Origin of the sequence: Klebsiella sp. 141240 (assembly GCF_050600805.1) — a bacterium.
Taxonomy (GTDB): Bacteria; Pseudomonadota; Gammaproteobacteria; order Enterobacterales; family Enterobacteriaceae; genus Klebsiella; species Klebsiella aerogenes.
Genome location: NZ_JAQIRK010000005.1, coordinates 272,857 through 290,658 on the forward strand (window position 1 = coordinate 272,857; position 17,802 = coordinate 290,658).

A 17,802-nucleotide genomic window follows, 5' to 3' on the forward strand; every position below is an offset into this window, starting at 1 on the left:
CTGCTCAGCGCAGCATACAGCTTACTTCTTCGGAAACAGTTCTTTGCGCTTATAAGGCTCAGTTTCGCCCGGCTTACGCGTCTTCAGCAGTTTCAGGATCCAGGTATACTGTTCGGTGTGCGGCCTGACGAAAATCTCAACCTCTTCGTTCATACGACGCGCAATCGTCGTGTCATCGGCTTCCAGCAGATCGTCCATCGGCGGGCGTACCAGTACCGTCAGACGATGCGTTTTACCGTCATACACCGGGAACAGCGGCACTACACGCGCACGGCAGACTTTCATCAGACGGCCAATCGCCGGGAGCGTCGCTTTGTAAGTCGCAAAGAAATCGACAAATTCGCTATGCTCGGCGCCGTGATCCTGGTCGGGCAGATAATAGCCCCAGTAGCCCTGGCGCACCGATTGAATAAACGGCTTGATACCATCGTTACGCGCGTGCATGCGCCCGCCAAAACGACGGCGTACGGTGTTCCAGACGTAATCAAAGACCGGATTTCCCTGGTTATGGAACATCGCCGCCATTTTTTGCCCGCCTGAAGCCATCAGCATCGCCGGAATATCCACGCCCCAGGCGTGCGGCACTAAAAAGATGACCTTTTCATTATTACGGTGCATCTCGTCAATGATCTCTTTCCCCTGCCAGTCAACGCGGGACATCACGCGCTGCGGATCGCGCATGCCGAGTTCGGCCATCATCACCATTGCCTGCGGAGCCGACATATACATCGCATCGATGATAGCTTCACGCTCTTGTTCGCTTTTTTCCGGGAAGCAATACAGCAGGTTAATCTGCGCCCGACGGCGGGAGCTTTTTGCCAGACGGCCTACAAAACGCCCCAGTTTGCCGAGAATGGGGTCGCGGAAAGAGGGAGGCGTCAGCGCGATTCCGGCGAAGGCGAAAACGCCCAGCCACGCGCCCCAGTAGCGCGGCAGTAAAAAAGATTTCTCAAATTTGGGGATAAATTCAATGTTATTTTTTTTCGTTTCCATGCCCGGTCCGCAGAAGGTCTGCTCAATCAATAAAGATAATGGCTTAGTTTAGCGATACGTCACTCATCGCACAAAAGAAAAAGCCGGCGCATAGCGGGCGCCGGCTTTCAGTGAAGATAATTCAGACTAATCAAAGCGCAGCTGCGGGATAACCTCTTTGGCCTGCGCCAGGTAATCGGTACGGTCGGAACCGGTTAAACCTTCGGTACGCGGCAGTTTTGCCGTCAGCGGGTTAACCGCCTGCTGGTTGATCCAGACTTCATAGTGCAGGTGCGGGCCAGTAGAACGCCCGGTATTGCCCGACAGCGCGATACGGTCGCCGCGTTTCACTTTCTGCCCCGGTTTCACCAGCAGCTTACGCAGGTGCATATAACGGGTGGTATAGGTGCGGCCATGACGCACGGCAACATAGTAGCCTGCCGCGCCGCTGCGTTTCGCCACCACCACTTCACCATCGCCGACGGAAAGCACCGGCGTGCCCTGCGGCATAGCGAAGTCAACGCCGCGATGCGGCGCGACGCGACCGGTCACCGGATTCAGGCGACGCGGGTTGAAGTTAGACGACACGCGGAACTGACGCGAGGTCGGGAAGCGCAGGAAGCCCTTCGCCAGACCCGTACCGTTGCGATCGTAGAATTTGCCATCTTCGGCACGGATCGCGTAATAGTCTTTGCCATCGGAACGTAAACGCACGCCTAACAGCTGGCTCTGCTCGCGCTTGCCATCCAGCATTTCACGCGACATCAGAACCGAGAATTCATCGCCTTTTTTCAGCTTACGGAAGTCCATCTGCCACTGCATCGCTTTGATGACCGCGCTGATTTCCGTACTGGTGAGGCCAGCATCACGAGCGCTGGAGACGAAGCTGGCGCCAACGGTGCCTTTCAGGACGTTATTGACCCAATCCCCTTTCTGCAGCTCGCTGCTCATTTTAAAGCCATTGGCGACGCGATTATAGGTACGCGTCTCGCGGCGCGACATCTCCCACGTCAGGCTTTGTAGATCGCCATCGGCGGTTAGCGTCCAGGAGAGCTGTTGTCCGATTTTAAGATTACGCAGCTCTTTATCAGCAGAGGAGAGTTGAGCGATGTCGCCCATATCAATACCGTACTGATTAAGAATACTGCTCAGCGTATCGCCGGTAGAAACCACATATTCATGGCCGCCGGAGTCGCTATCGGATTTGTCATCGAGCTCGTCCTGCGGGATAGCTTCTTCTTCCTGCGGCGCCTGATCGATGGGTTCGGAAGCTTCCGGCAGCAGAGAGCGGATTTCGCTTTTTTCCAGCTCAATCGTTCTGACTATCGGGGCTGATTCCGGGTGGTAGATGTAGGGCCGCCAGACGGCGACCGCTAACGTTAGAACGCTCAACGACCCCAGCATAACGCGATGAGGTCGCGGCAAGTTGTTGAATGCCTGAGTGACAGCGCGGGCTATCTGTTGCACGTATTCACTTCCTCGTTAATCTCCTTTCAGGCAGCTTGAATACTGATGCCCCAACTGGCTCAGGAACTGTGGGTAACTGTCTTTACCCAGTTTAATTCCGATTCCAAGTGGATCCAGGGTTCCCATGCGCACGGAGGTCCCCCTGGCAACAGCTTCGATAACCGCTGGCCTGAATTGTGGCTCAGCAAAAACGCAAGTCGCTTTTTGCTCAACCAACTGTGTTCTTATTTCGTGTAAACGCTGCGCACCAGGCTGGATTTCAGGGTTGACGGTAAAATGCCCCAATGAGGTCAAACCGTAATGTTTTTCGTAGTAGCCATAGGCGTCATGAAAAACGAAATATCCCTTACCTTTCACCGGCGCCAGCTCGTTACTCACCTGTTTGTCGGTTGCGGCTAATTTTGCCTCAAATTCCTTCAGGTTGGCGTCAAGTTTGGCTCGACTCTGCGGCATAAGTTCCAATAATTTATCGTGGATTGCAACCGCTGAGAGCCGCGCTATCTCTGGGGAGAGCCACAGATGCATATTGTAAATGCCGTGATGGTGATCGCCGTCACTTTTTTCGCCATTAGCATGTTCGTGACCATGTTCGTCATCGTCATCATCCGTCCCTTTGATGAGCAACGGTTTCACCCCATCCAACTGCGCGATAGTGACCTTTTTGTGCTCCGCAATGCTTTGCGTTGACTTGTCCATGAATGCTTCCATTTCTGGACCAATCCACACCACTAAGTCTGCGTTCTGTAAGCGTTTTACATCAGATGGGCGCAGGGAATAATCATGCTCGGAAGCACCGTCAGGTAGCAAAACCTGGGTATCCGTTACGCCATCGGCGATAGCGGAAGCGATAAAGCCAAGGGGTTTCATGGAAGCGACGACGGCAGCATGAGCCACCGGGGCATGAGCGAACAAAAAAGCGGCGCTAAGTCCAGCGCAAAGAAGCGTATTTTTATGTAACATAATGCGACTAATCATCGTAATGAGCGAAAGTGATGTGATATTATAACATTCAATCGCTAGTGCAACCCCTAATTTGACATGACGAATCTTGTAACGCTGGAAAAAGTCGCGGTCGTCTACGGCCAGCGGCGCGTGTTGTCTGACATTTCGCTAACGCTAAAACCAGGCAAAATTTTAACGCTTCTTGGCCCAAATGGCGCCGGGAAATCGACGCTGGTGCGCGTGGTGCTCGGCCTGGTGACGCCGACAGAAGGTGCTATCCAGCGCGAGAAAAATCTGCGTATCGGCTATGTGCCGCAAAAACTGCATCTTGATGCGACCATGCCGCTGACGGTCAGCCGCTTTATGCGCCTACGTCCCGGTACCCGTAAACAGGATATTATGCCGGCGCTGCAGCGCGTGCAGGCCGGGCATCTAATCGATGCGCCAATGCAAAAGCTCTCCGGCGGCGAAACCCAGCGCGTGTTGCTGGCGCGCGCCCTGCTGAATCAACCACAACTGCTGGTGCTGGATGAACCTACCCAGGGCGTCGACGTCAATGGGCAGGTGGCGCTGTATGATTTAATAAACCAACTGCGTCAGGAGCTGAACTGCGCGGTCTTAATGGTTTCCCACGATCTGCACCTCGTCATGGCCAAAACCGATGAAGTGCTGTGTCTGAACCAGCATATTTGCTGCTCCGGAACTCCGGAAGTGGTCTCGATGCACCCTGAATTTATCTCCATGTTCGGCCCGCGCGGCGCGGAACAGCTTGGCATTTATCGTCACCAACATAATCACCGCCACGACCTGCAGGGGCGGATTGTACTGCGTCGGGGAAATGGTCGCTAATGATTGAATTACTGTTACCCGGCTGGTTAGCCGGCATGATGCTCGCCTGCGCGGCAGGCCCCCTGGGTTCGTTCGTGGTCTGGCGGAGAATGTCCTACTTTGGCGATACGCTGGCGCATGCTTCGCTGCTTGGGGTGGCGTTTGGTCTGCTGCTCAACGTGAATCCGTTTTATGCGGTTATCGTGGTCACGCTGCTGCTGGCGGGCGGCCTGGTGTGGCTGGAAAAACGCCCTCACCTGGCGGTCGATACCCTGCTGGGTATTATGGCCCACAGCGCGCTGTCGCTCGGTCTGGTGGTGGTGAGCCTGATGTCGAACGTTCGCGTCGACCTGATGGCCTATCTGTTTGGCGATCTGTTAGCCGTTACCCCACAGGATTTAATCTCCATTGCATTAGGCGTAGTGGTGGTGGTCGCGATATTGCTCTGGCAATGGCGTAACCTGCTGGCGATGACTATCAGCCCTGATTTAGCGTTTGTTGACGGCGTGAAGTTGCAGCGGGTTAAACTGTTGCTGATGCTGGTGACGGCATTGACTATCGGCGTGGCAATGAAATTCGTCGGCGCGCTGATCATCACTTCGCTGTTGATAATCCCGGCCGCTACCGCCCGCCGCTTTGCCCGCACGCCGGAACAGATGGCCGCAGTAGCCGTTGGCGTGGGTATGCTGGCGGTAACCGGGGGATTAACCTTCTCGGCGTTCTACGATACCCCTGCAGGCCCTTCGGTTGTGCTGTGCGCAGCGGCGCTGTTTGTTCTGAGTATGACGAAGAAAGCGGCGAGTTGATTGAGAGGCTACCCGGTAGCGGAAAGCTACCGGGTTTCATCAGGGCATTTCCGGCGGGGTAATACCGAAGTGATTCCAGGCGCGCACCGTCGCTATTCGGCCACGCGGCGTGCGCTGCAGGAACCCCTGCTGAATTAAGTACGGCTCCAGCACGTCTTCAATGGTTTCGCGCTCCTCGCCGATAGCCGCCGCGAGATTATCGAGGCCGACCGGCCCACCGAAGAATTTGTCGATTACCGCCAATAGCAGCTTGCGATCCATATAATCAAACCCTTCTGCATCCACGTTGAGCATATCCAGCGCCTGAGCGGCGATCTCAGCGGAGATAGTGCCATCGTGACGGACTTCGGCGAAGTCGCGCACCCGGCGCAGCAGGCGGTTGGCGATACGCGGCGTACCGCGCGCGCGACGGGCGACTTCCAGCGCCCCTTCTTCGCTCATCTCCAGCCCCATATGACGGGCGCTGCGGCCAACAATGTGCTGCAGGTCCGGCACCTGATAAAACTCGAGGCGCTGTACGATACCAAAGCGGTCGCGCAGCGGCGAAGTCAATGAACCAGCGCGGGTGGTCGCGCCAATCAGGGTAAACGGCGGCAGATCGATTTTAATCGAGCGTGCGGCCGGGCCTTCGCCAATCATGATATCCAGCTGGTAATCTTCCATCGCCGGATACAGTACCTCTTCCACTACCGGTGAAAGGCGGTGGATCTCATCAATAAACAGGACATCATGCGGCTGAAGGTTGGTCAGCATTGCCGCCAGGTCTCCGGCCTTTTCCAACACCGGGCCGGAGGTGGTGCGCAGATTCACGCCCATTTCGTTGGCGACGATATTGGCAAGCGTGGTTTTCCCCAAACCCGGCGGGCCAAAAATCAGCAGGTGATCGAGCGCATCGCCGCGCAGTTTCGCCGCCTGGATAAAGATCTCCATCTGCGAACGCACCTGCGGCTGGCCGACGTACTCTGCGAGCAATTTAGGGCGGATAGCGCGGTCAGCGGCCTCTTCGAAACCAATGCTGTCGCCTGATACCAGCCGATCTGCTTCAATCATCCCTTACCTCACAACGCCGCGCGCAGCGCTTCGCGGATTAGCGTTTCACTATTAGCGTCCGGACGGGCGATTTTGCTCACCATCCGGCTGGCCTCTTGTGGTTTATAGCCCAGCGCCACCAGCGCGGCAACCGCTTCTTGCTCCGCGTCGTCGGCAGTTGGGCCGGCAGGCGTGGTCAGCACCAGATCGGCGGCCGGAGTAAACAGGTCGCCATGCAGGCCTTTAAAGCGGTCTTTCATTTCGACAATTAAACGCTCAGCGGTTTTCTTGCCGATACCAGGCAGTTTCACCAGCGAGGCGACCTCTTCACGCTCAACGGCATTCACGAACTGCTGCGCCGACATGCCGGAAAGGATAGCCAGCGCCAGCTTCGGCCCGACGCCGTTGGTTTTGATAAGCTCTTTAAACAGCGTGCGTTCCTGCTTGTTGTTAAAGCCGTACAGCAGCTGCGCGTCTTCACGCACCACAAAATGGGTGAAGACGATGGCTTCCTGCCCGGCTTCCGGTAGCTCATAGAAGCAGGTCATCGGCATATGGACTTCGTAACCTACGCCCCCGGTTTCCAGTAATACCAGCGGGGGTTGCTTTTCGAGAATGATGCCTCTGAGTCTGCCTATCACGTAGCGCTCCTGAATAAAGGGCCGAAAGTCTAATGCGTTATCATAAAAAAAGGCTGGATGAATATCCAGCCTGATTTGTGATTATCGTAACCGCCCTCGCGCCAGGTTGAGCCGGGTCTCGCTAATCTGAGCCAGGTTCTGACTGAGGTGGCAATGGGTGATGGCGATGGCCAATGCATCCGCCGCATCCGCCTGCGGATTTGCCGGAAGTTTCAGCAAGGTACGCACCATATGCTGTACCTGGCTCTTTTCCGCGCTACCGATGCCGACGACGGTTTGCTTAACCTGGCGGGCGGCGTACTCAAAGACCGGCAGGTCCTGGTTCGTCGCCGCGACAATCGCCACCCCGCGCGCCTGCCCAAGCTTCAACGCCGAATCGGCATTTTTCGCCATAAAGACCTGCTCGATAGCGAAATAGTCAGGCTGGAACTGGGTAATAATTTCGGTGACGCCGGCGTAAATCAGCTTCAGCCGCGACGGCAGATCGTCTACTTTGGTGCGGATACATCCGCTGCCAAGGTAGCTCAACTGCCGCCCGACCTGGCGAATCACGCCATAACCGGTCACGCGTGACCCCGGGTCAATGCCGAGAATAATGGCCATCACGCGCCTCCAGTATTAACTCACCCGCAATACCGGCTACCGGCATCACAGCGTTGCGGCAACCTCATCGGAGATTTCGCCGTTATGATACACTTCTTGCACGTCGTCGCAGTCTTCCAGCATATCAATAAGACGCAGCAGCTTCGGCGCGGTTTCCGCATCCATATCCGCTTTAGTCGACGGGATCATTGAGACTTCAGCAGCGTCAGCTTTCAGGCCTGCAGCTTCCAGCGCATCACGTACCGCGCCCATCTCTTCCCAGGCGGTGTAAACGTCAATGGCGCCGTCGTCATAGGTAACTACGTCTTCAGCACCCGCTTCCAGCGCAGCTTCCATGATGGTGTCTTCGTCACCTTTCTCGAAGGAGATCACGCCTTTTTTGCTGAACAGATAGGCCACGGAGCCGTCGGTTCCGAGGTTACCACCAGTTTTGGTAAAGGCGTGGCGCACTTCGGCTACGGTACGGTTACGGTTATCGCTCAGACATTCAACCATTACCGCAGTGCCGCCCGGGCCGTAACCTTCATAAATGATGGTTTCCATGTTCGCGTCTTCATCACCGCCGACGCCGCGCGCGATAGCGCGGTTCAGGGTGTCGCGAGTCATGTTGTTGGACAGCGCTTTATCTACCGCCGCGCGCAGACGCGGGTTGGATGCCGGATCGCCGCCGCCCAGACGCGCAGCGGTGACCAGCTCGCGGATGATTTTAGTAAAGATCTTACCGCGCTTGGCATCTTGCGCCGCTTTGCGGTGTTTGGTGTTGGCCCATTTACTATGACCTGCCATAAAAAACTCTCCAAAAAAGCCGTCTTCCCGCGACAAACGCCGCGGGATGTTATCCGGCGTTAATTACAAATTCTTCAATCGCCTGCCGGTTGCTCCACGATTTAGTTAGCGCGGCGGCATCCGACGCGCTAACCCAGCGGTAATCCAGATGTTCAGTGAAAACAATCTGGCGCTCATGGGGCAGCGCAAGACGGAACCAGAATTCCGTATTGCGCTCGACGCCCGGCGCATAGCGATGACGTAAGTGAGAAAATATCTCGAACTCCACCGTACGCTGACAGTCAATTAAGGCCAGTTGCTCGCGAGCAACGTCAATGGCGACCTCTTCCTTTACTTCGCGCGCGGCGGCCTGCAACGCGGTTTCCCCCTCTTCCAGGCTGCCGGTAACCGACTGCCAGAAAGCGGGATCGTCGCGTCGCTGCAACATCAGCACCCGCTTCGTATCTTCGGCGTAAATCACCACCAGAACGGAGACGGGCAGCTTGAATGACATCTTAGTTGTTCTCCGGAGACTCTTTTGCCTCTTTCGCCACAACCTGAATCCCCAGTTCGCCTAACGCGGCAGGATTCGCGAAGCTCGGCGCTTCGGTCATCAGGCACGCGGCAGCCGTGGTTTTCGGGAAGGCGATAACGTCACGGATGTTATCGGTACCGGTCAGCAGCATGGTCAGGCGATCGAGGCCAAACGCCAGGCCGGCGTGCGGCGGCGTACCGTATTTCAGCGCATCCAGCAGGAAGCCGAATTTTTCACGCTGTTCTTGTTCGTTAATGCCCAGAATACCAAACACGGTTTGCTGCATTTCACCGCTGTGGATACGCACCGAACCACCGCCGACTTCGTAGCCATTGATGACCATGTCGTAGGCGTTAGCCACAGCGTCTTCCGGCGCGGCTTTCAGCTCAGCGGCGGTCATATCTTTCGGCGAGGTGAACGGGTGGTGCATCGCGGTCAGGCCGCCTTCGCCGTCGTCTTCGAACATCGGGAAGTCGATAACCCACAGCGGCGCCCATTTGGTCTCGTCGGTGAGATTCAGGTCTTTGCCCAGCTTCAGACGCAGCGCGCCGAGGGCATCGGCAACCACTTTCTTGTTGTCAGCGCCGAAGAAGATCATGTCGCCGTCCTGCGCGCCGGTGCGTTCAAGGATAGCTTCAACGATTTCGGCGTTGAGGAATTTCGCCACCGGGCTATTGATGCCTTCAAGGCCCTTCGCACGCTCGGTCACTTTAATATAGGCCAACCCTTTCGCGCCGTAGATCTGCACGAATTTGCCGTATTCATCAATCTGTTTACGGGTCAGCGCCGCGCCGCCCGGCACGCGTAAGGCAGCAACGCGGCCTTTGGCGTCGTTAGCCGGGCCGGAGAAGACGGCGAATTCTACCGCTTTCACCAAATCGGCTACGTCTACCAGCTCCATCGGGTTACGCAGGTCCGGCTTATCGGAACCGTAACGACGCTCTGCTTCGGCAAAGGTCATCACCGGGAATTGACCGAGGTCTACGCCCTTCACGTCCTGCCACAGCTTGCGTACCAGATCTTCCATCACTTCACGCACCTGCGGCGCGGTCATGAACGAGGTTTCAACATCAATCTGGGTAAATTCAGGCTGACGGTCGGCACGCAGGTCTTCGTCGCGGAAGCATTTGACTATCTGATAGTAACGATCGAAACCGGACATCATCAGGAGCTGTTTGAACAGCTGCGGAGACTGCGGTAGCGCGTAGAATTTACCTTTGTGTACGCGCGACGGCACCAGATAGTCACGCGCGCCTTCCGGCGTAGCTTTGGTCAGCATCGGGGTTTCGATATCGAGGAACCCGTGATCGTCCATGAAGCGGCGCACGAAGCTGGTGATTTTTGCGCGGGTTTTCAGGCGCTGAGCCATTTCCGGACGACGCAGGTCCAGGTAGCGGTATTTCAGGCGCGCTTCTTCGGTGTTGACGTGGTTGGAGTCCAGCGGCAGCGCTTCCGCGCGGTTGATGATGGTCAGGTCAGACGCCAGCACTTCGATTTCGCCGGTGGCCATCTCGCGGTTAACGTTGCGCTCTTCACGCGCACGCACGGTACCGGTGATTTGGATGCAGAACTCATTACGCAGTTCGGAAGCCAGTTTTAATGCATCCGCACGATCCGGATCGAAAAACACCTGCACGATGCCTTCACGGTCGCGCATATCGATAAAGATAAGGCTACCGAGATCACGACGACGGTTGACCCAACCACACAGGGTCACTTGCTGCCCCACGTGGGACTGACGTAGCTGTCCGCAATATTCTGTACGCATGAGATATCCCTTAACTTAGCCGCAGGCGGATGTTGCCTGCCTTGCAGGCGACGAGGTCGCAGCTTTGCTGAATGTCACTACTGAATGAAAAAAGGCGGCTATTATACTGGAAATTCTGTCTGACGATAAGCCCGACGCAGTTTGTACGCTGCTTTGCTGCGCGCTTATTGCTTGTGCTCACATAAATTAACAAAATTTGTTACCCTTGAGCCGAATTAGCAACGGTATTGTAGCGGCCTGACAACAGAACAAGATACGGGGATACCATGTTAGAACTCAATGCGAAAAAAACCGCGCTGGTCGTTATTGACCTGCAAGAAGGCATTTTACCCTTTGCCGGCGGCCCGCACCGCGCCGACGAGGTGGTGGCGCGCGCGGCAAAGCTGGCTGAAAAATGTCGTCAACAGGGTTCGCCCGTCATCATGGTTCGGGTCGGCTGGTCCGCCGATTTCGCTGAAGCGTTAAAACAGCCGGTGGATGCCCAGGCTGGCGCCGCGAAGTTGCCTGAAAACTGGTGGATCTATCCGCCAGCGCTTGGCAAACAAGATAGCGATATTGAAGTGACGAAACGCCAATGGGGCGCGTTCTACGGTACCGATCTTGAACTGCAGCTTCGCCGCCGCGGTATCGACACCATTATTCTTTGCGGTATCTCCACCAATATCGGCGTGGAATCCACCGCCCGCAATGGCTGGGAACTCGGTTTTAATCTGGTCATTGCCGAGGATGCGTGCAGCGCCGCTTCCGCCGAGCAGCACCAGGGCAGTATGACGCATATCTTCCCGCGCATCGCCCGCGTGCGCAGCACTGAGGACATTCTCGCCGCCTTATGATTTATATCGGGCTCCCGCAATGGTCGCACCCTAAATGGGTGCGCCTTGGCATCACCGGCCTTGAAGAGTATGCCCGCCATTTTAACTGCGTGGAGGGTAATACCACCCTGTATGCCTTACCAAAGGCCGAGATTGTCGATCGCTGGTATCAACAAACTCACGATGATTTTCGGTTCTGTTTCAAATTCCCGGCCACGATTTCACATCAGGCGGCACTGCGCGACTGCGACGATTTAAGCCACGAATTTTTTACCCGTCTGGCGCCGCTGGAATCGCGCATCGGCCAGTACTGGCTGCAGTTGCCCGCCACCTTCGGGCCACGAGACCTCCCTGCCCTGTGGCAGTTTCTCGATACGCTACCGAAAAACTTCACCTACGGCGTTGAAGTTCGCCATTCTGAGTTTTTCGCCAAAGGCGATGCTGAACAACAGCTTAATCGTGGCTTGCACCAGCGCAACGCCAACCGCGTGATCCTCGATAGCCGCCCGGTACATAGCGCCGTCGCGCGCAACCCGGCGATGATTGACGCGCAAAAAAAGAAACCCAAAGTTCCGGTTCACGCGGTCATGACCGCGGAGCAGCCGATGGTGCGTTTTATCGGCAGCGACGATATGGCGCAGAATCGCGAATTATTTCGCGTCTGGTTACAGACGCTGCCAAAGTGGCATCAGTCAGCCACGCCATGGCTGTTTCTACATACCCCGGATATCGCCCAGGCGCCTGAACTGGTGGATACGCTATGGGAAGATTTACGTGCGGTGCTGCCGGGCGTCGGCGCGGCGCCGTCAATTCCGCAGCAATCCTCGCTTTTCTGATATCCTGCTATGATAGTCGGAGCCACCTGACATAATTAAAGGGAGTTTTGGGTATGGTCAGCGCGCTGTATGCGGTTTTGGGTGCGTTATTGTTAATCAAGTTTTCCTTCGACGTGGTACGTCTGCGCATGCAGTATCGCGTCGGCTATGGCGACGGTGGTTTTAGCGAACTACAGGTCGCTATTCGCGTTCATGGCAATGCGGTGGAATACGTCCCCATTGGGCTCATTCTGCTGTTGTTCATGGAAATGAACGGCGCGCTAACCTGGATGGTGCACGTTTGCGGTATTTTGCTGATTGCCGGACGCCTGATGCACTCGTACGGTTTCCATCATCGCCTGTTCCGCTGGCGGCGTTCCGGAATGAGCGCCACCTGGTGCTCGCTGTTGCTGATGGTGCTGGCTAACCTGTGGTATATGCCCTGGGAGTTGGTTTTCTCCCTGCGTTAGCGCACAATACGCCGTTTTCGTTTTTTCGGGTTTAACGTTATGTCTCACCGCGACACGCTTTTTTCCGCGCCGATCGCCAGTCTCGGCGACTGGACCTTTGATGAACGGGTAGCCGAAGTCTTCCCGGATATGATCCAGCGCTCTGTTCCTGGTTACTCCAATATTATTTCGATGATCGGCATGCTGGCTGAGCGTTTTGTTCAGCCAAACACTCAGGTTTACGATCTCGGCTGCTCGCTCGGCGCCGCGACGCTTTCCGTACGTCGCAATATCGCGCATCCGGGATGCAAAATTATCGCCATCGATAACTCCCCGGCTATGGTGGAACGCTGCCGTCGTCATATTGATGCCTATAAAGCACCGACGCCGGTTGAGGTTATTGAGGGCGATATTCGCCATATCGCCATTGAAAATGCTTCGATGGTCGTGCTGAACTTCACTATTCAGTTCCTCGAGCCGAGCGAACGTCAGGCGATCCTGGATAAAGTCTATCAGGGGCTAAATCCTGGCGGCGCGCTGGTGCTTTCCGAAAAATTTAGCTTCGAAGACGCCAACGTCGGCGAACTGCTGTTCAACATGCACCATGACTTCAAGCGCGCCAATGGCTATAGCGAACTGGAAATCAGCCAGAAACGCAGCATGCTGGAAAACGTGATGCTGACGGATTCAGTGGAAACCCACAAAGCGCGACTGCGCCAGGCGGGGTTTGAACATGCCGAACTGTGGTTCCAGTGCTTTAACTTTGGTTCATTGGTGGCGGTTAAATCCGAGGAACGGGCATGATCGACTTCAGTAATTTTTATCAGTTGATCGCGAAAGGGCCGCTCTCCCACTGGCTGGAAACCCTGCCCGCTCAGGTCGCGGCCTGGCAACGCGAAGCGCTGCATGGCAAGTTTCGCGAATGGGAACGCGCCGTTGAGTTTCTGCCCGAGCTGACGCCCTGGCGTCTCGATCTATTGCATAGCGTCACGGCGGAAAGCGAAACGCCACTCAGCGAAGGCCACCAGCTGCGAATTGAGAATCTGCTGCGAAACCTGATGCCGTGGCGTAAAGGCCCTTATTCGCTGTATGGCATTAATATCGATACCGAATGGCGTTCCGACCTGAAATGGGAACGCGTGCTGCCGCATCTTTCCGATCTCACCGGTCGTACTATCCTCGATGTCGGCTGCGGCAGTGGTTATCACATGTGGCGGATGATTGGCGCCGGCGCGCATCTGGCGGTCGGTATCGACCCAACCCAGCTGTTCTTATGCCAGTTTGAAGCAGTGCGTAAACTCATCGGCAACGATCAGCGCGCGCACCTGCTGCCGCTCGGCATCGAACAACTGCCGGCGCTGGAAGCCTTTGATACCGTCTTTTCGATGGGCGTGCTCTATCACCGCCGTTCCCCGCTGGATCATCTGTGGCAGCTCAAAGATCAGCTAGCCCCCGGCGGCGAGCTGGTACTGGAGACGCTGGTCGTTGAAGGCGATGAAAATACGGTGCTGGTGCCCGGTGACCGCTACGCGCAAATGCGTAACGTTTATTTCATTCCTTCCGCAGCCGCGCTGAAACAGTGGCTGGAGAAGTGCGGATTCATCGATGTGCGCATTGTTGACACCTGTGTGACCACCAGCGAAGAGCAGCGCCGCACCGAATGGATGACGACGGAATCACTCGCCGATTTCCTCGATCCGCGTGACAGCAGCAAAACGCTGGAAGGTTACCCCGCGCCGCTGCGTGCGGTGATCGTCGCCACTAAACCAGAAACGCAGCAGTCGCTGGCCAAAAAAGCGGCCGCGGCCAGGGCGTAATTCACCTCAGCCGACCACTGGTGGCGCTCGCGGGATAAAAAAAGGCCCCTGTTGAAATTGCAGGGGCCTGGTACGGGCAATCATCATATTGGGCGACATGATGTGCAGCAAAAAACGGTTAGCTTCGCGGGTTAACCCCGCGCGGCAGAAATAATCTGTTTCATTTCCGCCACCGCCTCGCCGTTAACGGCATAGCGGCAATATTCGTCGGCATCTGCGTCGGTGGACATCGATAACCCCGGATTACGAAAGCGCATCGGCGATGGCAACCACTGCCCCGCGGAACTATGCACCTCTTTGAGGCCTGCCTGCAGAAATTGTTGCAGATTGGCAGCCCGCACTCCCGCTCCGGCCATAATGATTGGAGTATCACCCAGGGCAATTAGTTCCATAATTTTTGCAAGACCTTGTTCCGCCGTTGGCCGTTGACCGGAAGTGAGGATCCGAGCAACGCCCAGTTCAGCAAGCGAATGCCAGGCCTGACGCGGGTCGGCGCACATATCAAAGGCCCGATGGAAGGTCACCGCCAGCGGCCCCGCCGCCGCCATAATTTTTTGCATGCGGGCGATATCCACCTGGCCGTCAGCATCGAGCACGCCAATCACCAGACCCGCAAAACCCAGATCTCTGACCGTCGCCACATCATCCAGCATGGCGGCAAATTCGCCCTCGGTGTAACAAAAATCGCCGCCGCGCGGGCGAATAATCGGATGAACCGGAATCGAGATACTCGCTCGCGCCGAACGCAGTACGCCCAGCGACGGCGTTAATCCGCCCTCCTGCGGCGCGGCGCACAGTTCAATGCGATCGGCGCCGCAACGCTGCGCCTCCAGCGCGCACTCCATGCTATAGCAGCAGACTTCCAGCAACATCGTTCCCTTCTCCATTTTCATTACGGGCAACACAGCATGTCACGATTTATCCTCACAGACGCCGCGCCGCTTCACACTGTTAAGTATCGGATCGCTCGCTGGCGACGATTTGCTCGATCGACCAGGGATGGAATTTAATGGTCACTTTGCCGTCCGTGACCGCCAGCGTCGGGTTCGGCAAACGTTCACGCTCCCCTTTCGGCGCACTGGTTTTCACAAAAATCCCCGGCTGGCTGAGTCCATCATCAGAAAGTAGCGCCAGGGCGCGGGCATTCAGCGTCTCCGGCTTGCCCGGCAGAACGATTTCGATATGCTCCCAGCCTTCGTGCGGGTAACGTTTTTCACCCGGCCAGGGCAACTCCACAACCGTAAAGCGCCAGTGGGCGACACAAATGGGTTCGGCAAGCTTAAATAAGCAAATGGGGCGGCCATTAATGATATTTTCCGATAGCAACGTGCTGCAACGCTCCAGCCCCTGCCGCCAGCGCTCCGCCGTCGTATTTTGATGACAACGCAGCGAAATATGGTCGGCGTCCAGCGGCGCAAGCTCCAATCCCAACCGTTCGGCCAGCGCTTGCAGCGCATCGCTAAAACGCGGTAAATCCGCCGAAATATCATTCAGTTCATCAATTTGCTGCCAGTTCGCCATCTTGCGCCTCGGTGATCGCTAAAAAGGCTAATTTATCCTGTTTCACCGCCCCGACCAACCGCCAATCCGCGCGCCGAAACAACGAATGGTTATTGATTAAGCGTGCTGCCCGGCAACTTACGTGTGGTGCTGACGACGGGGCGCAAATGCAGTATACTCCCGCCTTAATTTGTCCATGTTCCGGCGCCGCCCCACAGGGGTTCTCGCGCCTTAAAAGTAAGGTATTCCGGTGAATATTCAGGCTCTTCTCTCAGAAAAAGTCAGCCAGGCCCTGATCGCGGCAGGCGCGCCTGCCGATTGCGAACCTCAGGTCCGCCAGTCAGCAAAAGTTCAGTTCGGCGACTATCAGGCCAATGGCGTGATGGCGGTGGCCAAAAAACTGGGCATGGCGCCGCGACAACTTGCAGAGCAGGTACTGTCTCATCTCGATCTGAACGGCATTGCCAATAAAGTCGAAATCGCCGGACCGGGCTTTATCAATATTTTCCTCGATCCAGCTTTCCTGGCGGAAAACGTCAATCTCGCGCTGCAGTCCGAGCGCCTGGGCGTGGCGAAACCACAGCCGCAGACTATCGTTGTTGACTACTCCGCGCCGAACGTGGCGAAAGAGATGCACGTCGGCCATCTGCGTTCAACCATCATCGGCGATGCCTCGGTACGTACGCTGGAGTTCCTCGGCCATCGCGTTATCCGCGCCAACCACGTCGGTGACTGGGGTACCCAGTTCGGTATGCTGATCGCTTATCTGGAAAAGCAGCAGCAGGAAAACGCCGGCGAAATGGCGCTGGCCGACCTCGAAGGTTTCTACCGCGAAGCGAAAAAGCACTATGACGAAGACGAAGCCTTCGCCGAGCGCGCGCGTAGCTACGTGGTTAAGCTGCAGGGCGGCGACGAGTACTTCCTGCAGATGTGGCGCAAACTGGTCGACATCACCATGTCGCAAAACCAGATCACCTACGATCGCCTGAATGTCACTCTGACCCGCGATGATGTGATGGGTGAAAGCCTGTACAACCCGATGCTGCCGGGGATCGTTGCCGATCTGAAAGCAAAAGGCATGGCCGTCGAGAGCGAAGGCGCGACCGTGGTCTTCCTTGATGAATACAAAAACAAAGAAGGCGAACCGATGGGCGTCATCATCCAGAAAAAGGATGGCGGCTACCTCTACACCACTACCGATATCGCCTGCGCAAAATACCGTTATGAAACGCTGCATGCCGACCGCGTGCTCTACTACATCGACTCTCGTCAGCATCAGCATCTGATGCAGGCATGGACTATTGTCCGTAAAGCCGGCTATGTACCGGAGTCCGTACCGCTGGAACATCACATGTTCGGCATGATGCTCGGTAAAGACGGTAAACCGTTTAAAACACGCGCCGGCGGTACCGTCAAACTGGCCGATCTGCTGGACGAAGCGCTGGAGCGCGCACGCCGCCTGGTGGCCGAGAAGAACCCGGATATGCCGGCCGATGAGCTGGAAAAACTGGCCAATGCGGTGGGTATCGGCGCGGTGAAATATGCCGATCTGTCGAAAAACCGCACTACCGATTACATTTTCGACTGGGACAACATGCTGGCGTTCGAAGGTAATACCGCGCCTTACATGCAGTATGCCTATACCCGTGTGCTGTCGGTGTTCCGTAAAGCCGGTATCGACGAAAGCGCGCTGGCTGCCGCGCCGGTAGTTATTAGTGAAGATCGTGAAGCGCAGTTGGCTGCCCGCCTGCTGCAGTTCGAAGAAACGCTGGCCGTCGTCGCCCGTGAAGGTACTCCGCACGTAATGTGCGCCTACCTGTACGATCTGGCCGGTCTGTTCTCTGGTTTCTACGAACACTGCCCGATCCTCAGCGCCGAAAGCGAAGAGGCCCGTAATAGCCGCCTGAAACTGGCGCTGCTGACGGCGAAGACGCTGAAGCTGGGTCTTGATACTCTGGGTATTGAGACCGTAGAGCGGATGTAAAAACAAACCCGGTGAAAGCCGGGTTTGTTTTATTCGTCGCCCCGGTCCGCACAGCGCGGCCGGGGAATC

At 56.3% G+C, this 17,802-nt stretch carries 19 protein-coding genes; 8 read left to right on the forward strand and 11 right to left on the reverse strand.

Going from position 1 to position 17,802, the window contains the following annotated elements; all coding sequences use genetic code 11:
- Positions 1–21: 21 nt before the first annotated feature.
- From lpxM to znuA, 3 genes are all read right to left on the reverse strand, one after another.
- A complete protein-coding gene (lpxM, locus tag PGQ95_RS12150; RefSeq protein ID WP_045390317.1) occupies positions 22–993 on the reverse strand; it encodes a lauroyl-Kdo(2)-lipid IV(A) myristoyltransferase in 972 nt (323 codons plus the stop codon).
- Positions 994–1,119: 126 nt separating this feature from the next.
- A complete protein-coding gene (mepM, locus tag PGQ95_RS12155) occupies positions 1,120–2,439 on the reverse strand; it encodes a murein DD-endopeptidase MepM (RefSeq protein ID WP_045376156.1) in 1,320 nt (439 codons plus the stop codon).
- Positions 2,440–2,454: 15 nt separating this feature from the next.
- Positions 2,455–3,399: a zinc ABC transporter substrate-binding protein ZnuA gene (znuA, locus tag PGQ95_RS12160; protein ID WP_430918234.1), complete on the reverse strand. Its 945-nt coding sequence runs from the start codon at positions 3,397–3,399 to the stop codon at positions 2,455–2,457.
- 78 nt (positions 3,400–3,477) lie between these two features.
- On the opposite strand from znuA, the gene znuC reads away from it, so the two are divergent.
- Together znuC and znuB are read left to right on the forward strand one after the other, a co-directional pair.
- Positions 3,478–4,230 (forward strand): zinc ABC transporter ATP-binding protein ZnuC, encoded by a 753-nt coding sequence (gene znuC / locus PGQ95_RS12165; protein ID WP_015705955.1) that lies wholly within the window; start codon positions 3,478–3,480, stop codon positions 4,228–4,230.
- Positions 4,230–5,015 (forward strand): zinc ABC transporter permease subunit ZnuB, encoded by a 786-nt coding sequence (znuB, locus tag PGQ95_RS12170; protein WP_045390315.1) that lies wholly within the window; start codon positions 4,230–4,232, stop codon positions 5,013–5,015. The genes znuC and znuB overlap by 1 nt, the downstream gene beginning before the upstream one ends.
- A 39-nt stretch (positions 5,016–5,054) precedes the next feature.
- On the opposite strand, the gene ruvB is transcribed toward znuB, so the two are convergent.
- From ruvB to aspS, 6 genes are all read right to left on the reverse strand, one after another.
- On the reverse strand, positions 5,055–6,065 hold the full coding sequence (gene ruvB / locus PGQ95_RS12175; RefSeq protein WP_430918236.1) for a Holliday junction branch migration DNA helicase RuvB: 1,011 nt from the start codon (positions 6,063–6,065) through the stop codon (positions 5,055–5,057).
- Positions 6,066–6,073: 8 nt separating this feature from the next.
- Positions 6,074–6,685, reverse strand: a complete 612-nt coding sequence (gene ruvA, locus PGQ95_RS12180) for a Holliday junction branch migration protein RuvA (protein WP_015365989.1) — start codon at positions 6,683–6,685, stop codon at positions 6,074–6,076.
- A gap of 81 nt (positions 6,686–6,766) precedes the next feature.
- Positions 6,767–7,288 carry a crossover junction endodeoxyribonuclease RuvC gene (gene ruvC, locus PGQ95_RS12185; RefSeq protein WP_015365988.1) on the reverse strand — a complete coding sequence of 174 codons (522 nt, stop codon included), beginning with the start codon at positions 7,286–7,288 and terminating at the stop codon, positions 6,767–6,769.
- A 45-nt stretch (positions 7,289–7,333) separates the two neighbouring features.
- Entirely contained in the window at positions 7,334–8,074 is a 741-nt protein-coding gene (locus tag PGQ95_RS12190) for a YebC/PmpR family DNA-binding transcriptional regulator (protein ID WP_015365987.1), read from the reverse strand.
- Positions 8,075–8,123: 49 nt separating this feature from the next.
- Positions 8,124–8,567, reverse strand: a complete 444-nt coding sequence (gene nudB, locus PGQ95_RS12195; RefSeq protein WP_015365986.1) for a dihydroneopterin triphosphate diphosphatase — start codon at positions 8,565–8,567, stop codon at positions 8,124–8,126.
- 1 nt (position 8,568) lies between these two features.
- On the reverse strand, positions 8,569–10,356 hold the full coding sequence (aspS, locus tag PGQ95_RS12200; RefSeq protein ID WP_020078458.1) for an aspartate--tRNA ligase: 1,788 nt from the start codon (positions 10,354–10,356) through the stop codon (positions 8,569–8,571).
- Between the two features lie 266 nt (positions 10,357–10,622).
- Here aspS and PGQ95_RS12205 point away from each other — a divergent pair, with 266 nt between their 5' ends.
- From PGQ95_RS12205 to cmoB, 5 genes are read left to right on the forward strand one after another with little or no spacing between them, the layout of a single operon-like run.
- Positions 10,623–11,189 (forward strand): hydrolase, encoded by a 567-nt coding sequence (locus PGQ95_RS12205; RefSeq protein ID WP_087860537.1) that lies wholly within the window; start codon positions 10,623–10,625, stop codon positions 11,187–11,189.
- A complete protein-coding gene (locus PGQ95_RS12210) occupies positions 11,186–12,004 on the forward strand; it encodes a DUF72 domain-containing protein (RefSeq protein WP_087860536.1) in 819 nt (272 codons plus the stop codon). Before PGQ95_RS12205 ends, PGQ95_RS12210 begins: the two co-directional genes overlap by 4 nt.
- 53 nt (positions 12,005–12,057) lie before the next feature.
- Positions 12,058–12,453 (forward strand): MAPEG family protein, encoded by a 396-nt coding sequence (locus PGQ95_RS12215; protein ID WP_015365982.1) that lies wholly within the window; start codon positions 12,058–12,060, stop codon positions 12,451–12,453.
- Positions 12,454–12,492: 39 nt separating this feature from the next.
- Entirely contained in the window at positions 12,493–13,236 is a 744-nt protein-coding gene (gene cmoA, locus PGQ95_RS12220) for a carboxy-S-adenosyl-L-methionine synthase CmoA (RefSeq protein ID WP_015365981.1), read from the forward strand.
- Positions 13,233–14,249 carry a tRNA 5-methoxyuridine(34)/uridine 5-oxyacetic acid(34) synthase CmoB gene (gene cmoB / locus PGQ95_RS12225; protein ID WP_430918238.1) on the forward strand — a complete coding sequence of 339 codons (1,017 nt, stop codon included), beginning with the start codon at positions 13,233–13,235 and terminating at the stop codon, positions 14,247–14,249. Before cmoA ends, cmoB begins: the two co-directional genes overlap by 4 nt.
- Positions 14,250–14,380: 131 nt before the next feature.
- Here cmoB and cutC read toward each other — a convergent pair whose 3' ends face one another.
- Both cutC and PGQ95_RS12235 read right to left on the reverse strand, forming a co-directional pair.
- Positions 14,381–15,121: a copper homeostasis protein CutC gene (cutC, locus tag PGQ95_RS12230; RefSeq protein ID WP_087860534.1), complete on the reverse strand. Its 741-nt coding sequence runs from the start codon at positions 15,119–15,121 to the stop codon at positions 14,381–14,383.
- 79 nt (positions 15,122–15,200) lie between these two features.
- Entirely contained in the window at positions 15,201–15,770 is a 570-nt protein-coding gene (locus tag PGQ95_RS12235) for a VOC family protein (protein ID WP_430918240.1), read from the reverse strand.
- 229 nt (positions 15,771–15,999) lie between these two features.
- Here PGQ95_RS12235 and argS point away from each other — a divergent pair, with 229 nt between their 5' ends.
- Positions 16,000–17,733 (forward strand): arginine--tRNA ligase, encoded by a 1,734-nt coding sequence (gene argS, locus PGQ95_RS12240; RefSeq protein ID WP_113373564.1) that lies wholly within the window; start codon positions 16,000–16,002, stop codon positions 17,731–17,733.
- Positions 17,734–17,802: the final 69 nt, after the last annotated feature.